Origin of the sequence: Nostoc sp. JL23 (assembly GCF_017115065.1) — a bacterium.
GTDB classification, from domain to species: domain Bacteria; phylum Cyanobacteriota; class Cyanobacteriia; order Cyanobacteriales; family Nostocaceae; genus Nostoc; species Nostoc punctiforme_A.
Genome location: NZ_JABXKN010000015.1, coordinates 44,511 through 58,316, shown reverse-complemented (window position 1 = coordinate 58,316; position 13,806 = coordinate 44,511). Strand labels below are relative to the sequence as shown.

Here is a 13,806-nt window from a genome sequence, read left to right as displayed (position 1 = left end):
TTACTTCATAAAGTGAGGCAGTCGCTCAGAGGGTCTCCCCAAGTGGAGCGACTGTTTTCCGAAGAGTATAAAATTAACCCCAGGTAGCGATATCTTCCGCCCAAATAGCAAATTCCACATTGCCAAAAGCATAGACAACCGCATCGGCACAATCTGGGCTACGTCCAATTCGCTTTTGGATATCGTCTTTAGCTTCAATTTGAATTTTGGAGGATGAAGTAATTTTCCACTTAGGTGCTGTTAGATCGGCTAAAAGTTCGGGGTCATCAGGCAGGGCGATATCATCACCATTGGTAGGGTCTAGGATTTCGCGTAAATGCCAGTACCACTCGGCTCGTTTATTAATAAAACCAAACTTGCCGCTTTTATCCCTACTACTTGACCCCCCAGCGCCGTTAGCAGCGTGAGCGTTTATCCCCCTTTCTACGCAAACATCATAAGGGGATGAGCCAACACCACAAATATCTATATGGATGTAGGCATCAAGAGCTAGCTCCACCTGTACCAAGGATGCGATCGCCCCGCCATTAGGCGTTGTCTTGCCTGCATGTTTTTGCAGTTTGTCGATAAAATTGCCGTATCTGGGAGCAATTACGGTTTTGGCAGAACCACCCCGCGCCACATCTACACCCAGGCAAGTCATAGGGATTTTGGGACGCACTGACCACCGCTTCATTGCCGCAACTACCCACTCAGTTGGGATAACTTGCCAGGGGTCATCCTCGACGCCGGCGGCAAAGTCACCTTTAAGCATCTGACTCCGCAGTGGTTCGGGCAATGACTGAAGTACTGACTTGTAGCCAGTCTTCATATATATGGGGTTATCTTCAATTTTGGCGGGGATGAAAGTACGCGATCGCGGCGTAATAGTTTCAGTTTTACCTTCAGCATCCGTGTACTCAAACGATTCACCGGACTCAACCTCGACATCCTTTCCATCTAAAGTGGCAAACCAACGCAATTCTCCCGGCACTGCGGGATTAGGATGTTTGGGGTCAAGCCAGGGGGCCCAATATTCGATCACCCATCGCCCCTCAGCTGTTGTCGGCGGATTTCCGGTACAGACTACCCGGCATTTTTGATTGGGGTCATCAGTCCGCAACCATCCAGTCAGAAATTTGAATTGAGATTTACTGAAGTGAGTGATTTCGTCAATTGCCTTGAGGTCATGGGGGCGGCCTTGGAATTTCTCGACATCATCCTCATGCTGACAAGCCCCGAACTCAAGGCTTCTCCCCCCCGGTAGTCCACTCCACATTTTTTCAGTTGAGTTATACCGAGCGCCTGTACCCCTGAGAATTTTTCTACAATCCTTCAGCAAGCCTTTCAATTGGGGATATTCACGACGAAAGATAATCGAATTTTGGTGAGAGGTCAGCGCCAAACCCAAAATCAAAAAACTTTTCCCCCCACCGGCTGCCCCGCCATAGAAAGTTTCATCAGCTGTTGATTCATACGCAATTGTTTGTGGCCCAGGTAAAGGCCGCCATAGACGATTGCTCAATTCTTTTTCAAGAGATGCGATTTGAGCTAAAGCCTCATCCCACTTCTGCCTTGCGCTTAAGCCCTTCTTTGCCACGCATTTTTCAACTCAGATAAAAATTCTTCAGGGCCAATATCAAGTTCAATGGCGCGTTCAACCAAATCAGCCACCGTCTCAGGCTTCAACTTGCGCTTCAGTTCAATTAGTTTCACAAGCGCCGTCGCCATGCTTCCTTTGCCTAGTTCTGCGCCTGGAAGTGAATCGTGAATATTAGCGATCGCACTTTCAACCACCCTGACATCATCCAGATCCTCACTCGTGTCGCGTCGTCTAGCAACAGCTTCCCGTAGCTTCGTCCCTCCAAGCTTCTCACGAGGTTTTGGCTGAAGCTGAATAACGTTACGGTTTGCTTTACCATTTGGTAAAGCAAAATTATCATTGCTTTTATTATTTTCACGGTGCGAATCCCAGTTACCATCTTTTGCCCAGCGATCGATGGTGCGACGAGTAACACCAAGGGCAGCAGCTATTTCTTCAGGTGCTTCACCTGTAATATACTTTGCCTCAGCAAGCTTGATTTTATCGCTATCTTTCTTCCTGGACATTATTGGACAATATAGAAATTATGATTTTATAGACAAATCCAGGATTCCCTACTGAGTAGTGTTTGTGACTTAATGTCTGATTTGTCTAACGATTTTTTTATGAGCAATTTTCCACCAGAACGCATCGAGGATGCCCTAAAATTTTGCTGTTGCTCACCATACCAAAACCGCCAGATTTGCATTTACGCGGGAGGAGGGAGTAGCACTCAGCATAATATGTACTGGGCTTATGCGATTTATGATGAGGTTGGCGATCGCTTGAGCTTCAACAATCTATCAAATTGCTTGGATGTAGACGATGGGCTGAGGTTTTGTGAAGCGCTAATCGATCAATGGGACGCACCTATAACCTACGAGGATGTCAGGCTGTGGCGTGATATCTGTGAATATTTGAACCAACGGAAGTCTCCCACTGGCTCACACTATATAGAGCTACGAATCCCAGGATGTGATTATCTTGTGGACTACGATCGCACCCACAGACAAAAACTTTGGGACAAATTTAAAATCCAGTTAATCAAGTATGAAAAATTTTCCAAGAAGCACGACGGCTGGAGTCTCAAGGGTAACTGGGAAGATAAAATCGATTTCCTAGAGCAGGTTTATATCCTGGGGCGCGATCCAGATACTCTACCTCGCCCTTGGCTGGATAAATGGGAGAGGAAGCAGCAAGCCAAGAAATATCGGGAATTAGCGGATGATTTAAAGGCTTTAGAGAAAAAATTAAATCTCCTTCGTGACTGCCAGCAATGGGCGCTTGAGGGTATAGTTAATTACTTCGCAGAAGATCAGCATCTGGTCAAAAATATATTAAAAGATATCGGATGCTGTTGTAGAGATGCAAAAATTTCACTGTCAAAACTATTAAGAAATGAACCAGATTGAGAGCATTTTTGAATTTCTGCCAAACTGTCGGCTGCACTTGTGGACTGACGCTACAGATGAAATTGACGCGCACGATATCAAGCAGTTTATCAAAACTGTGGTTGAACAATTTGATTTACGATTTGTGGTTAGCACGTATTTTTATCAAGAATGCCAGCACTGGACAATTAGGTTTAAATGGCGTGGTTCGTCAATGGTGCATGGAGTTGAGCATTTAATACGCGTCGAAGACCTTGAACGCTATAGAAGGGGTGAGCTTCCTTATTTTGTAGTTACTGAAATTTGCGATCGCATTAGAAGACTCATGGCTCCTGATGACAGTCAAAACTGGGTTATCGTCAGGTGGAGAGAGGAGCATTTTGCCAAAATTCATCAGGCAGGAAAAAGGTCAGTTAATTTGATTCTGCATGAGGTAATGCAGGAAGGGGACTTAACCAGTAACCACACAACAGTAACAATTAGGGCGCGGATTCAATCTGATGCCATCAGAAGAGGCGACAGTGTAGAAATTGGTGGAATGTTGCTGCAAGGTGAATTGCTGGGATGGGTCGAAGATAATCAACAAGGCTGGTTTCTGTTTTCTCCTAATACGCATCAAGTAAATATGTCTGGTAGTTCACCAGATGAAATTCGTATTACTTTCACCACCCACCCAGGAACTACTCGCCCAAACAGTATGAGATTGGCTGCTGCTCAAACGCTTGGAATATCTATGGAAGATATGGTGCAAATGTCGGAATTCGGTCGCGAATATTTTTACTGCTTCTTAGAGTCACCACCATACTCGGAACGAATCACTCCGTCTACAGAAAGACGTTGGCAAGGGTGCGACGCAGATAGTGAATACGAGGGGCTTGGATTGCGGACTTGCAAATATAATGCTAGGTCTAGAATGATACGCTGTGCCGTGAACCCAGACGGCCCGTGCCAAGGGTGTAAGGATTATGAAAAAATTTGATTGTTTTACGGTGTTAAGTGCGATCGCTATTACTGAAAATACCATCTTAATGATTGCCCAAGGTGGCTGGTTTACCTTTGCAGGGCTAATATTTGGTGGGATTTTCGCTCTTGTGGCGTATTGGGACTGGAAGCGGTATCAAATAATAAAGAGCGACAGCCAAACCCGCAATGACATACAGGCAATGTCCGAAGCATTTCGGCTGATAGGCAGGACTGGAATTACAATTGATGAGTTTTCTGCCGCCTTGAATAGTGCCTGCCAGGAACCCCATTCCATAGGCGATGTGGGTTGCAAGTGGAATGCGCGATCGCCTCATCTCCGGTGTGCTATAAATCCAGATGGGCCGTGTCACAAATGCAAGGATCATGAAGAAGCTTAAGTTCATTAACTACCTCTTTGTGTCCAATCAGCGCTTCATCCCAAGTTAGATACCGATGTATATCAGCAATGCCGCAACCAACAAATACTATTGTCAGAAAAGTTTTTGGTGGTTTATTGGGAAGTGCTTCTGAGTCTATTCCTGTAAAAACTGTAGAAACTCGGATTTGACCACCAAGTAGAAAATCTTCAGCGACTTCGCAGTTTTCATCGACCTTGCACCACGCTGACCACTCCGCAAAATCAACAGCGATGCAATTGTGCCCTTCATCTAGAATGAAGTACATACTCAGAACCTACCAACGATAATTCAATGGACTATGAAGAAGTCTAATGAGCGGATACCCCTACTAACCACCGATCCGAACATTATGAAAGACTCAAGCCTAATTGCCATTCTGTCAGCCCTATTTACCTTGCAAGCAGTGATAATGATCACGTTTTACAGTGGAATCTTTTTGCCTGATTTTGGATATGACTGGCATTCTGGATTTAATAACGGTATTTTAAGCCCGTCTCAGCACAAACCTTGAACAACCGCACCGCCTCAACTTCTGCAATCTTTATCCCGCAGTCTGCCACTACGTCCAAACTTTGATTAACACTACCTTTATAGGCAGCCCAATCATCGCAATTGCCAATTCGGGCTACATAGAGGCGATCACCGCTATAAGCGTAGAGTCGGGTTCTAGGCTGGAGATCGGCAACAGTTGCACGGGATACGTTAATGTAGTTCATAGTCTGAGATAATTACTACTGGAATCCTCTGGATTGCTCTCCAGGTAAACATTGGTGACACTAATATTACTGTGTCCTAAAGAGTCCCGCAACAAGTCAATGCGTGCGCCGCCAGCGTAAGCGTGCTGGGCGTGCGCGTGCCTCAGCCAATGACACGAAACCTCAGACTTGACCCCAGATGCCGCCGCAGCTTGCTTAATTATCCGGTGTGCTGTTGTTCGTTCTATGGCGTTGCCTCTAACCGAGGCAAATACGGGCGAACTTTCATACGTCTTACCCCGCAACTCTTCCATCTCTGCCCAGATTGTTGCTGGCACTAATACCGTCCGGGTTTTGTCGCCTTTTCCCAAGATAGTTACTTGAACTTCCCCAGTGTCGCGCTCATAGAAGTCACTCCACACCAGACGGCATATCTCGCTTACCCGCATCCCAGTGGCATAAAGTAGTCTCAAAAAGCAGTAATCGCGCAACTTCACATTTTGACGCTTGGCGGTCAAACTGGAAACTTCTTTCTTTTTGAGAACCCGTCCAGCCAGCGAGTTACTAGCTTTGGGTATTTTTAGGGCCGCCGCCACGTTGAAGCGAACATAGTTTAACTTGGCGGCAAAGCTGTAGAGCGACTTTACGACATTCAGTTTGCGGCGCTTGGTGCTGGATTTAATACCTTTCTCATCCAAGTAATTGGAGTAGCCTTGCAAATCTTCTAAATTACACTCTGCCAGTCCTTTGGCTGCAAACCCAAAGAATACTTGTACATCGCGGCGGTACTCTTTTTGGGTAGAAATGGGCCGGCCGTGCAACCACATCTCAATGAGTTTTTGGTCAGTCGAGACGCGGGAAATGGAACTCATGAAGACCTTGAAATATCACGGTTTTAGAGTTCCAAACACTTTATGCAACAAAATTCATGTTTTGTTGCATAAAGTATTAGGCTGCAACGTCCGCAGGTTCAAAACCATCAGCCACCTTTTCCTTAAAAGCTTTTCCAGCCGAAAACCCAGGAACACGGGTTGCCGAAATCTGCATCTTCTCATTCGTTTTTGGGTTACGCCCTTCACGAGCAGCCCGATCGCGCCTCTCAAAGCTCCCAAATCCCACTAGCGTCACCTTATCACCATCAGCTACAGCCTCAATAATCGCTTCCAACGCAGCAGTCAAGACCGCATCAGCTTGTTTTTTGGTAACACCAGTTTTTTCTGCGATCGCATCCACCAATTCACCTTTATTCATTTTCTATACCTCAAAGCACCGAAGACACTGGAACTCTAACACCGTTGCCTCTTGATTGATAGGGGGAAAAGGAATAAAAATACTTGCCTTTTATGAATATTAACAATGGTGAATTACTTTCGTTGCTGTTTGATGAACCAAAATTGTCTTCAGCGTTAAACCAAGTGATACCCTATATTTCAGTATTTCAAGGACAGACTATCTTAAATTTAAGATGTGCGAGTATTTCATCACTTTTTACTCTGCTGCAATATCGCCAAGAACTTTTTCTTAAATTAAAGTCACTTTTAGGCTATGAAATATGTTTAGAATGTGAAGAAACTGGAGCGAGTAGTATGGTTGCAACCGCAGAAAGAATAACCGTTGCCGACAGCGCCACAGAAACGAGATTCTTGAGCATAGAAACTCTCGGACGCGCCACAGGCACATCGCCAACTGAGGTGAAAAAACTACTTGGCAAAGCCAGGGAAGTAATTCATCCAATGGAGGACGGCTCGGAGATGATAACAGAAACTGCATTCGATAGCGTGGTTTTACAATGGGCTAAATCCTTCAAAGATGGTAACGGCACAAGCGAAAGCGAAAGCGTGATTACCCCTACACCGTCTAAGTCAGCAAGTCGAACTTCTCGCAAGCAAAGCACCAAAGTTATGATTTCCGAGTTGACTATTGAGGATATCGTAAAAATCAAAAATGGCGAAAAGGCAAATTCAGCCAACTTAACGAAAAAGGGAATTCAGCAGACATTGAATAACTTTTTTCAAAATGTAAATATGGATGATATGGGTGAGATTGATACAATCAGCGCCTTTATTGAAGGTGAGACTGAATTTGGACTTGCACTACGCAAGAAGATTTTGTCTGCCTACAAAAAATTTACTAAAGATCCAGACCTCAAAGAGATAGAAAATAAACTCATCGAAGGGGCTAAGGTCTATCTAGAGGACAGGGCTACTACAGACAGTACGAGGGGTGTGAGGACATCGGCAACCCAAGATTGACACCCTCCCGCCGCTAATCAGGAGTACCTGATATAGCGTTCAGGTAATATTATATAGATGCGATCGCCTAAACCTTACAAAATGCGTTGCGTGCGGACAGGGCGAATCGCGGCAAAGCAGCGTATGTGACGAGCGCATGGAAGCCACAAAACAGGAAACTGAGGCGTGGACTTGGAGACGAAGAAAATAAGCTCTTGTGGGTTTGACTCCCACCTTTGCCATCAAGGAACAGTCGGGGCAGATGAATTAAGTTAGACCCATCCACGGTAAACAAATGCAAGATACACTTTACCGGGACTTGTGTGGGTGACGCTGGAAATGCGACTAACTCAGGTGGTTCGACTCCACCCTGTTCCCTTTGAGGGAATAAAGGCTTACGTACACTCCCCCAAAGTGATGTAGCTCTTGCCCCCCAACAATCCCAACGATTTACCATCAACCCTCTCCCTAGCAGCTGCCGCCTACTCTAGCAATCTGCTACTGCTGCTTGATTGCTGGAATAACTTGGAGGGGCGAGAAAGGGCTTATCTTCCCAAGGAAACCAAGGAACCGTCCCAGGCATGGGCAGACCGAATCAAGCGCACCACGTTTGATAATCGTTTTGAGCCTGCAATCAAAGACTACGCAGGACTTTTGAGCGTTTTCAGCCTCAATGAGGATACTGCCCAAAGCATTCTGGGCAATCAAAATAACATTGACCAGATGGGCAATGACCTCTGGACATTTTTCCATGAGGTTGACCAGTATTGCCTTCGAGATGGCTGGTGTGGGGTGATGGTTGAATTCCCGCCAGTTGATCCTAATATCAATTCTCAGGCTGATTTATTGGAGAGCGATCGCCGCCCATACCTCGTATTAATCGACCGCCGCGACATTCTCAACTGGCGAACAACCAAAATAAACGGCTTGCCCCAATTAACGCGAGTGACCATTCGTGAAACTCGATTAGAACCGGAAGGGGAGTACGGGGAAAAAGTTGCTGTTTACTATCGGGTGTTGATTCCAGGTGAATATTTCGTTTTTCAAATTATTGAAACCAAGGGAGAAGAACAATTACTGCTTGTAGAGCAAGGTACTACAAGCCTTACAGAAATTCCCCTCGTTTACTACTCCGATACTGAAAGCGGTTTGTTTAGTGCCAAAGCACCGTTCCTGAACCTGGCAAAGCTCAACATTGAACATTTCCAAAAGCGCAGCCAATTAAATGAGGTGCTTCGGAAATGCAACTTGCCAGTGCCGGTGAGAAAGGGGTTAATAAGCCAGGCAGAAGATTTAAAAAAAGTCCCCCCTTTAGTAATTGGCCCCAACTCGGTGCTAGACATTCCCAAGGATGGGGACTTTTATTTTGCTGAACCATCTGGCGTGGCGATCGCAGCCTCCCGCGAAGACCTTAAAGACCTAGAAGCCGCGATGGATCGCATGACGCTGGACTTTTTGACCAGTGGAGAGCATCAAAAGACCGCCACAGAAGTAGTTTTGGACTCCACTAAAACCAGCGCCAACCTCAAAGGCGTGGCCCGCCGGAAAGAATCAGCGATACAGCAGATTTTTAAACTTTGGGTGGCTTACACCGGGGAGATTGAGGGAGGTGGTATTACCCAGGACGAAGACCTGCTATCAATGCCACTCACGCCGGAGCAGACAGGCAAGTTGGAAGACCTTCAGTCACAAGGGCTAATCAGCCACCGCACCCTATTGCTACTACTGCAAGCGGGTAAGGTGCTACCCCGACAATTTGACATCGATGCTGAGGTGGCAATGACACAACAAGTTCAAGTCAAAGACGAGGTATTGAGCGAATGAATTTAGAAAATCCCCAACAATCTTGTCAAGAATGGCAGCAGATATTAGGACTGATGGATTGGGATGTGTCCGTCAAAATAGTTTCTGCTGATTATTTGGATGAAGCGGAAGGACAGATCACTTGGGACTTGGGCAAGAAAATTGCCGACATCAAACTGGTTAAGCCCGAAGGCTACCCATTCGACGCAATGCGTCCTTACGATATGGAACAAACACTAGTTCATGAGTTACTGCATCTGCATTTTGCTCCTTTTAATGCTGATACCGGACTAAAAGCAATATCTCAAGAACAAGCAATAAACGCGATCGCCCGCGCACTAGTCAATTTAAAAAATGCGAACCTTCAAACCCAAGGGACAACCCCTAACTCCTGAGCAACTTCTCGAATTCGCCACCATCCGCCAATCTGACGTGGATGAGATGGTAAGGCGATCGCGACCCCATGAAAAATTTTTCATAAATGCCAAGCGTGAAGGCAGAAGGCAGAGGGCAGAAGGATAAATAACTCGTGACGAGTTAACAAATCTTGGTAGCCTTGCCGCTCGTCTACCTGATAGCCCCTCTGAGTACACACCGGATTAACCGGATTCTCCATTGCTACTCCCCGTCCATTGAAGCCTATTTTATGCCTATAACAAATGTTTGACAAAAATTCTGACGCTCGAAGACTCGCTACCGCTTCTCTACGAGACGCTACGCGAACGCTATCCCTTCTGCCTTCTGCCTCCTGCCTTCTGCCTTCTGCCTTCCTATGTACCAATTCGACCCAAGTAGCCACAGATACCGCGATTTAGAGACAGGGCGCTATGTCCGTCAAGTTGATGTGGCGCGGTTTGTGGATGAGGAAATCTCTCGCTCTGAAGTACGTTTGAAGGGGCACGCAAGGCTTTTAGCGCAAGGGAAAATTGATATACCCGAATTCCAAACCCGGATGGCATTGAGTTTAAAGGAATCCCACCTGCGGGTTGCTGCCATTGGTGCAGGTGGAACCAGACAATTTACGCCCTCTCATTATGGCAAGATTGGGGCACAACTCAAGAAGCAGTACAAATTCCTTCATGGCTTTGGGCAAGATTTAGCAGAGGGGAAACTGACCCCAGAACAGGCGATTAGACGGGCCGGGAGTTATGCCAAAAGTGCCAAAACCTCATTCTTTGAATCGGAGTTTACTAGTCGAGGTAAGTACGATTTTTACGCCAAACGCTTGCTGGATGCCCAAAGTAGGCATTGTGAATCGTGTATTACCTACCAGAGGTTAAGCTGGACACCTATTAAAAATGTAGTTGCACCTGGGGTTGATTGTGAGTGTGGGGGGCGGTGTCGATGTCGATTGGTATACCAGAAACGGACTTATGCGGGAATGAGGCTTTGAGCAACCACTGGAGGATTATGTTCGATTTAATGTTGAGCGCAGTTTTTGTGATCCTAGTAGTAATTAAAATCATCCTTTATTGTTTTGCTATTTGGGGATTAGTGCATTATCAATGGTTAGACGCGATCGCATTCGCCCTCATTGGTGAATTACTAGGATGGGTCGGAAAAGTCATAGCAGAATCATCAAAGACTGACCACGAGGAAGTTGCAGAACCGACTGATATTTCAAAATAATTTATTAGCTTTAGGAAAATATGGAATTTGGCAATTTAATTACCGGAACTGGTTACGAAGTTTACAGCAGTGAAGATGACTCTCTTATTTATGCTGGAAAGTTAGTAAGTGTCACACAGGAAGGGACAAGGTTTGAGAACTATTTTCTTCCTTCGTCCGACTACGAAAAAATTTACATAGTCTAATCATTTCATGCCATTCACTTTAGAACAACGATATCAAATATTAACCGCCCTCAATGAGGCACTGCTACGCACCGATCAGATGCGATCGCAATACGCCGATGCACCCAACGACTTCTACCGCTTTGATGCTACCCTCACCCCAACTGAATATCAGAAAAATCGCCCAGTCCCACTGGTTTTTCAAAAAGATGATATCTGGGCTAGGTGTGACAAAATCGAGCTTGAGTCTGAATACTTGGTAACTCAGGTTTTGCAAATATTAACTGATTTTCAGACTATTGAAAGGGCGATCGTAAGTGAGAGAAGTTCTGTTAATGCCGCATTAAAACGCGCCGATGTTCTTGAATGGGAGACGGGTTCAAGAACTTCAGGTATGCTGACTGGAAGAGATGATTTAATTGAAAAACTGCGCTATCAATTAGGTTTGCCGCCGTCGCCAGATTCAATGGGTGGAGGTGGGGGGATGTTATTGAGGAGTTGAATCTTGATATTATGGTAAAACTTGCACCACAACCAAATGCAAAAAAAGCTTTGATACTAGGCATTATTGAAGTGTTTAAAGCGTTTAGGCTTAATCCAACTCAAGCTCACGCAGTCATAGATGAAGTCAAGCAACTCTTGAATTCTCCAAGCATAGAAGATACAGATAAAACACGAAATATTGGACAAGAAGTTATTTTAAGGATATCGGTAAAACCGAATGAATTGATAGAGGTTGAATCAGAAGTTACAACTAAAATTTTTCCAGTAGTTCCAAAGTCGGTTAAATTATGACAATTGCACTTTCTGTATGCCTTGAAACTGCTGTCATGATTCGGATCAGGGAAATCAAGCAGTCTGGATATATGTCAGATTATTTATTAGAATCAGTCAAAGAGACTGCTGATTTAATTGCCTACTCTGGCGATACGCTATTATTTGATAATAAAAAATCTGGGGCAATTTTTAATAAAGTGGCAATGGCGATCGCTGTTATGTCTTTTCAACCCAATGGCATAGAAATTTTCGGATTCAAATTTGAATCTAGGTTTGAATGATGATGCTACATCTTTGCACAGCGAAATACAATAGTTTGGTGTGGTTTAAAACCTATCTTAATCCAGGGAACGGAACACCAAGGGAAGGTGGTACGCCGCTAGAATCCATCCAAGATTGGATTAATAACTGTGATATATGGATAGATTCGTATAGAAACAACGAGATTTCTTTATCAAAACTTGCAGAATTTTTAGGAATCTCGATTGAGGAATCAAAGCAAATTCTTGTTGCAGAAAATATAGAAGTTAAACTAGGAATTTTAAACAAAGCTGAATTAGAGGAAGAGATCAAAAATGCTTGAGACTAAAAAAATTAAATACTTTGTAGATTCAGAATTCATTGACGATGGTCGCACCATAGATTTAATTAGTATCGGAATTATCTGTGAAGATGGACGTGAATATTACGCCATTAGCACGGAATTCGACTCGAAGAAAGCTTCTCAATGGGTCAAAGACAATGTGCTTTCCAAGCTACCTCCAAGACACGTAAACCCAGTTTATGACTCTCCTAGAATCAGAGAAGAATCAAGAGCATGGAAGTCGCGATCGCAAATCAGACAGGATATTTTGGAATTCATAACAGAATCTCCTGAGCTATGGGGATATTATTCGGCTTATGATTTTGTTGCATTTTCTCAGCTAATGTCTTCCTCTAAATCAATAAATACTCGCAATCCTTTCCTGAATCTTTTTGGATTCTTGCAACCTAAAAAATACAATCCAATGGTGGAGAATTATCCCAGTGGCTACCCTTACTATTGCAACGACATCAAACAGTGGTGCAAGCAGTCAGGCAATCCCAGTCTACCAGAGCAAAACAAGGGAGAGCATCATGCGCTAATTGATGCAAAATGGGTCAAAACTGCTTGGGAATTTCTTAGAACTTTTGAAGAAGATTGTGTAGTTGAGAGAGGTTGAATAATTATGCCTACTAGTTGGAACACAACACAGTCAGAATTAGCTCAACCATTAAGCATCGTAGTTCTTGATAGTCTTTATAATCGAGTATTTGCTAAATTCGAGCAAGAACATTGGCTGTTGGATATATCGCCCATTAATAAGCCAATCGGATGCGATCTTGATTGTTTTCCCTTGTGGAGATACCCAACGGTTGAAGAATTGCGCGATTTTGAATTTTTGAAGCTTCAAAACCAACCAACAAGATAGTCCACCCCATGTACTCAGAAGAACTCGAACTAGCAAAAATCGGATATCGTGCTTACGGTGAAACGACAGATTTCAAGAATTATCAGGGACTTCCTATGCCTAAATGGGAAGATTTGCCTGAAAAAATACAGATAGCTTGGATGGCAGCAGCAGTAGCTATAGCCAAGAAAACGGTTAAAGAGATGTCGGAGTCCCTAGCGAGAACAATAGTTGATGATGTTGTCGAGATTTTAGATAAGTGACCTCCCCTTTCGCTGGCTTTGAAAACACCACTCTCATTTTTCAGGTTGCCGACGGTACTTACACCACCAATGCAGTCGGCAATCGTTCCGCTAACTACCAACCCTTGACTATCATTGCAGTTCTTAAGCCCACAACGGACTACAGCACTGTCAACCGTTACGCCAATGAAATTCAGCAATTCGCTGGCGCTGATGGACGTGCGGTGCTGCTAGAAGGTTACTTAGTTGAGCCGCAAGTTTACCCACTGGGGATTGAATTTTTGATGGAAGCGAACATTGAAATAAACGTGGCAATTGATAAGCCAGAAACAGGGAGATTTAAGCTATTACCAATAGTGCAATCTCCTTATGTTGTGGCAATGGCGATTGATGCAATTACGCCAATTCGGGGAGTGTTTCGGAGGAACTGATGCGACTCGCCAAAATCAAAATCACCCCTGCAAAATTCAACCCCTTCATCAAAGATTTTCGGCATTACTA

General features: G+C 44.5%; 23 protein-coding genes and 1 pseudogene. 17 read left to right on the top strand and 7 right to left on the bottom strand.

From position 1 onward, the window contains the following. Positions 1 to 73 precede the first annotated feature (73 nt). Positions 74 to 1,579, bottom strand: coding sequence for a terminase family protein (locus HWQ42_RS01840; RefSeq protein WP_292808807.1), 1,506 nt, complete (start codon positions 1,577 to 1,579; stop codon positions 74 to 76). Next, positions 1,561 to 2,088, bottom strand: a complete 528-nt coding sequence (locus HWQ42_RS01835) for a helix-turn-helix domain-containing protein (protein WP_292808805.1) — start codon at positions 2,086 to 2,088, stop codon at positions 1,561 to 1,563. The genes HWQ42_RS01840 and HWQ42_RS01835 overlap by 19 nt, the downstream gene beginning before the upstream one ends. 99 nt (positions 2,089 to 2,187) lie before the next feature. Here HWQ42_RS01835 and HWQ42_RS01830 point away from each other — a divergent pair, with 99 nt between their 5' ends. The 3 genes and pseudogenes from HWQ42_RS01830 to HWQ42_RS01820 all read left to right on the top strand — a co-directional run bounded on the left by HWQ42_RS01830 (position 2,188) and on the right by HWQ42_RS01820 (position 4,313). Next, a complete protein-coding gene (locus tag HWQ42_RS01830; protein ID WP_292808803.1) occupies positions 2,188 to 2,973 on the top strand; it encodes a hypothetical protein in 786 nt (261 codons plus the stop codon). A gap of 865 nt (positions 2,974 to 3,838) precedes the next feature. Next, positions 3,839 to 3,931, top strand: a pseudogene (locus tag HWQ42_RS01825) (DUF6464 family protein); the annotation flags it as partial. Beyond that, positions 3,918 to 4,313, top strand: coding sequence for a DUF6464 family protein (locus HWQ42_RS01820; protein ID WP_292808802.1), 396 nt, complete (start codon positions 3,918 to 3,920; stop codon positions 4,311 to 4,313). The pseudogene HWQ42_RS01825 and the gene HWQ42_RS01820, both read left to right, overlap by 14 nt. Here HWQ42_RS01820 and HWQ42_RS01815 read toward each other — a convergent pair. From HWQ42_RS01815 to HWQ42_RS01800, 4 genes are all read right to left on the bottom strand, one after another. Further along, positions 4,261 to 4,599, bottom strand: a complete 339-nt coding sequence (locus tag HWQ42_RS01815) for a hypothetical protein (protein ID WP_292808800.1) — start codon at positions 4,597 to 4,599, stop codon at positions 4,261 to 4,263. The two genes, HWQ42_RS01820 and HWQ42_RS01815, sit on opposite strands and share 53 nt — an antisense overlap. A 205-nt stretch (positions 4,600 to 4,804) precedes the next feature. Then, positions 4,805 to 5,050 (bottom strand): hypothetical protein, encoded by a 246-nt coding sequence (locus HWQ42_RS01810; RefSeq protein ID WP_292808798.1) that lies wholly within the window; start codon positions 5,048 to 5,050, stop codon positions 4,805 to 4,807. Beyond that, on the bottom strand, positions 5,047 to 5,901 hold the full coding sequence (locus HWQ42_RS01805) for a tyrosine-type recombinase/integrase (RefSeq protein ID WP_292808796.1): 855 nt from the start codon (positions 5,899 to 5,901) through the stop codon (positions 5,047 to 5,049). Before HWQ42_RS01805 ends, HWQ42_RS01810 begins: the two co-directional genes overlap by 4 nt. A 76-nt stretch (positions 5,902 to 5,977) precedes the next feature. Further along, positions 5,978 to 6,280: an HU family DNA-binding protein gene (locus tag HWQ42_RS01800; RefSeq protein ID WP_292808794.1), complete on the bottom strand. Its 303-nt coding sequence runs from the start codon at positions 6,278 to 6,280 to the stop codon at positions 5,978 to 5,980. A gap of 92 nt (positions 6,281 to 6,372) precedes the next feature. Here HWQ42_RS01800 and HWQ42_RS01795 point away from each other — a divergent pair, with 92 nt between their 5' ends. The 3 genes from HWQ42_RS01795 to HWQ42_RS01785 all read left to right on the top strand — a co-directional run bounded on the left by HWQ42_RS01795 (position 6,373) and on the right by HWQ42_RS01785 (position 9,458). Then, positions 6,373 to 7,281 (top strand): hypothetical protein, encoded by a 909-nt coding sequence (locus tag HWQ42_RS01795; protein ID WP_292808792.1) that lies wholly within the window; start codon positions 6,373 to 6,375, stop codon positions 7,279 to 7,281. Between the two features lie 405 nt (positions 7,282 to 7,686). Then, a complete protein-coding gene (locus tag HWQ42_RS01790; RefSeq protein WP_292808790.1) occupies positions 7,687 to 9,084 on the top strand; it encodes a DUF4055 domain-containing protein in 1,398 nt (465 codons plus the stop codon). After that, complete coding sequence (locus HWQ42_RS01785; protein ID WP_292808788.1) at positions 9,081 to 9,458, top strand: hypothetical protein; 378 nt, start codon at positions 9,081 to 9,083, stop codon at positions 9,456 to 9,458. The genes HWQ42_RS01790 and HWQ42_RS01785 overlap by 4 nt, the downstream gene beginning before the upstream one ends. An 80-nt stretch (positions 9,459 to 9,538) precedes the next feature. Here the strand turns inward: HWQ42_RS01785 and HWQ42_RS01780 are convergent, their stop codons facing one another. Beyond that, the gene (locus HWQ42_RS01780) at positions 9,539 to 9,679 is read right to left on the bottom strand and encodes a hypothetical protein (protein ID WP_292808786.1); all 141 of its coding nucleotides are present in this window, start codon (positions 9,677 to 9,679) and stop codon (positions 9,539 to 9,541) included. 156 nt (positions 9,680 to 9,835) lie between these two features. Here HWQ42_RS01780 and HWQ42_RS01775 point away from each other — a divergent pair, with 156 nt between their 5' ends. The 11 genes from HWQ42_RS01775 to HWQ42_RS01725 are packed head-to-tail and all read left to right on the top strand — an operon-like array spanning position 9,836 to position 13,736. Continuing rightward, positions 9,836 to 10,456, top strand: a complete 621-nt coding sequence (locus HWQ42_RS01775; protein WP_292808784.1) for a hypothetical protein — start codon at positions 9,836 to 9,838, stop codon at positions 10,454 to 10,456. Between the two features lie 17 nt (positions 10,457 to 10,473). Next, a complete protein-coding gene (locus HWQ42_RS01770; protein WP_292808782.1) occupies positions 10,474 to 10,692 on the top strand; it encodes a hypothetical protein in 219 nt (72 codons plus the stop codon). Positions 10,693 to 10,712: 20 nt separating this feature from the next. After that, a complete protein-coding gene (locus HWQ42_RS01765) occupies positions 10,713 to 10,877 on the top strand; it encodes a hypothetical protein (RefSeq protein ID WP_292808780.1) in 165 nt (54 codons plus the stop codon). 7 nt (positions 10,878 to 10,884) lie between these two features. Then, entirely contained in the window at positions 10,885 to 11,358 is a 474-nt protein-coding gene (locus tag HWQ42_RS01760) for a hypothetical protein (protein ID WP_292808778.1), read from the top strand. Between the two features lie 11 nt (positions 11,359 to 11,369). Further along, positions 11,370 to 11,651 (top strand): hypothetical protein, encoded by a 282-nt coding sequence (locus HWQ42_RS01755; protein WP_292808776.1) that lies wholly within the window; start codon positions 11,370 to 11,372, stop codon positions 11,649 to 11,651. Continuing rightward, positions 11,648 to 11,914 (top strand): hypothetical protein, encoded by a 267-nt coding sequence (locus tag HWQ42_RS01750; RefSeq protein ID WP_292808774.1) that lies wholly within the window; start codon positions 11,648 to 11,650, stop codon positions 11,912 to 11,914. Before HWQ42_RS01755 ends, HWQ42_RS01750 begins: the two co-directional genes overlap by 4 nt. A 35-nt stretch (positions 11,915 to 11,949) precedes the next feature. Then, on the top strand, positions 11,950 to 12,216 hold the full coding sequence (locus HWQ42_RS01745; protein ID WP_292808772.1) for a hypothetical protein: 267 nt from the start codon (positions 11,950 to 11,952) through the stop codon (positions 12,214 to 12,216). Next, the gene (locus HWQ42_RS01740; RefSeq protein WP_292808770.1) at positions 12,209 to 12,835 is read left to right on the top strand and encodes a 3'-5' exoribonuclease; all 627 of its coding nucleotides are present in this window, start codon (positions 12,209 to 12,211) and stop codon (positions 12,833 to 12,835) included. Before HWQ42_RS01745 ends, HWQ42_RS01740 begins: the two co-directional genes overlap by 8 nt. 6 nt (positions 12,836 to 12,841) lie before the next feature. After that, entirely contained in the window at positions 12,842 to 13,084 is a 243-nt protein-coding gene (locus HWQ42_RS01735; RefSeq protein WP_292808768.1) for a hypothetical protein, read from the top strand. 8 nt (positions 13,085 to 13,092) lie between these two features. Continuing rightward, the gene (locus tag HWQ42_RS01730; protein ID WP_292808766.1) at positions 13,093 to 13,326 is read left to right on the top strand and encodes a hypothetical protein; all 234 of its coding nucleotides are present in this window, start codon (positions 13,093 to 13,095) and stop codon (positions 13,324 to 13,326) included. Beyond that, entirely contained in the window at positions 13,323 to 13,736 is a 414-nt protein-coding gene (locus HWQ42_RS01725; RefSeq protein ID WP_292808764.1) for a hypothetical protein, read from the top strand. The genes HWQ42_RS01730 and HWQ42_RS01725 overlap by 4 nt, the downstream gene beginning before the upstream one ends. Positions 13,737 to 13,806: the final 70 nt, after the last annotated feature.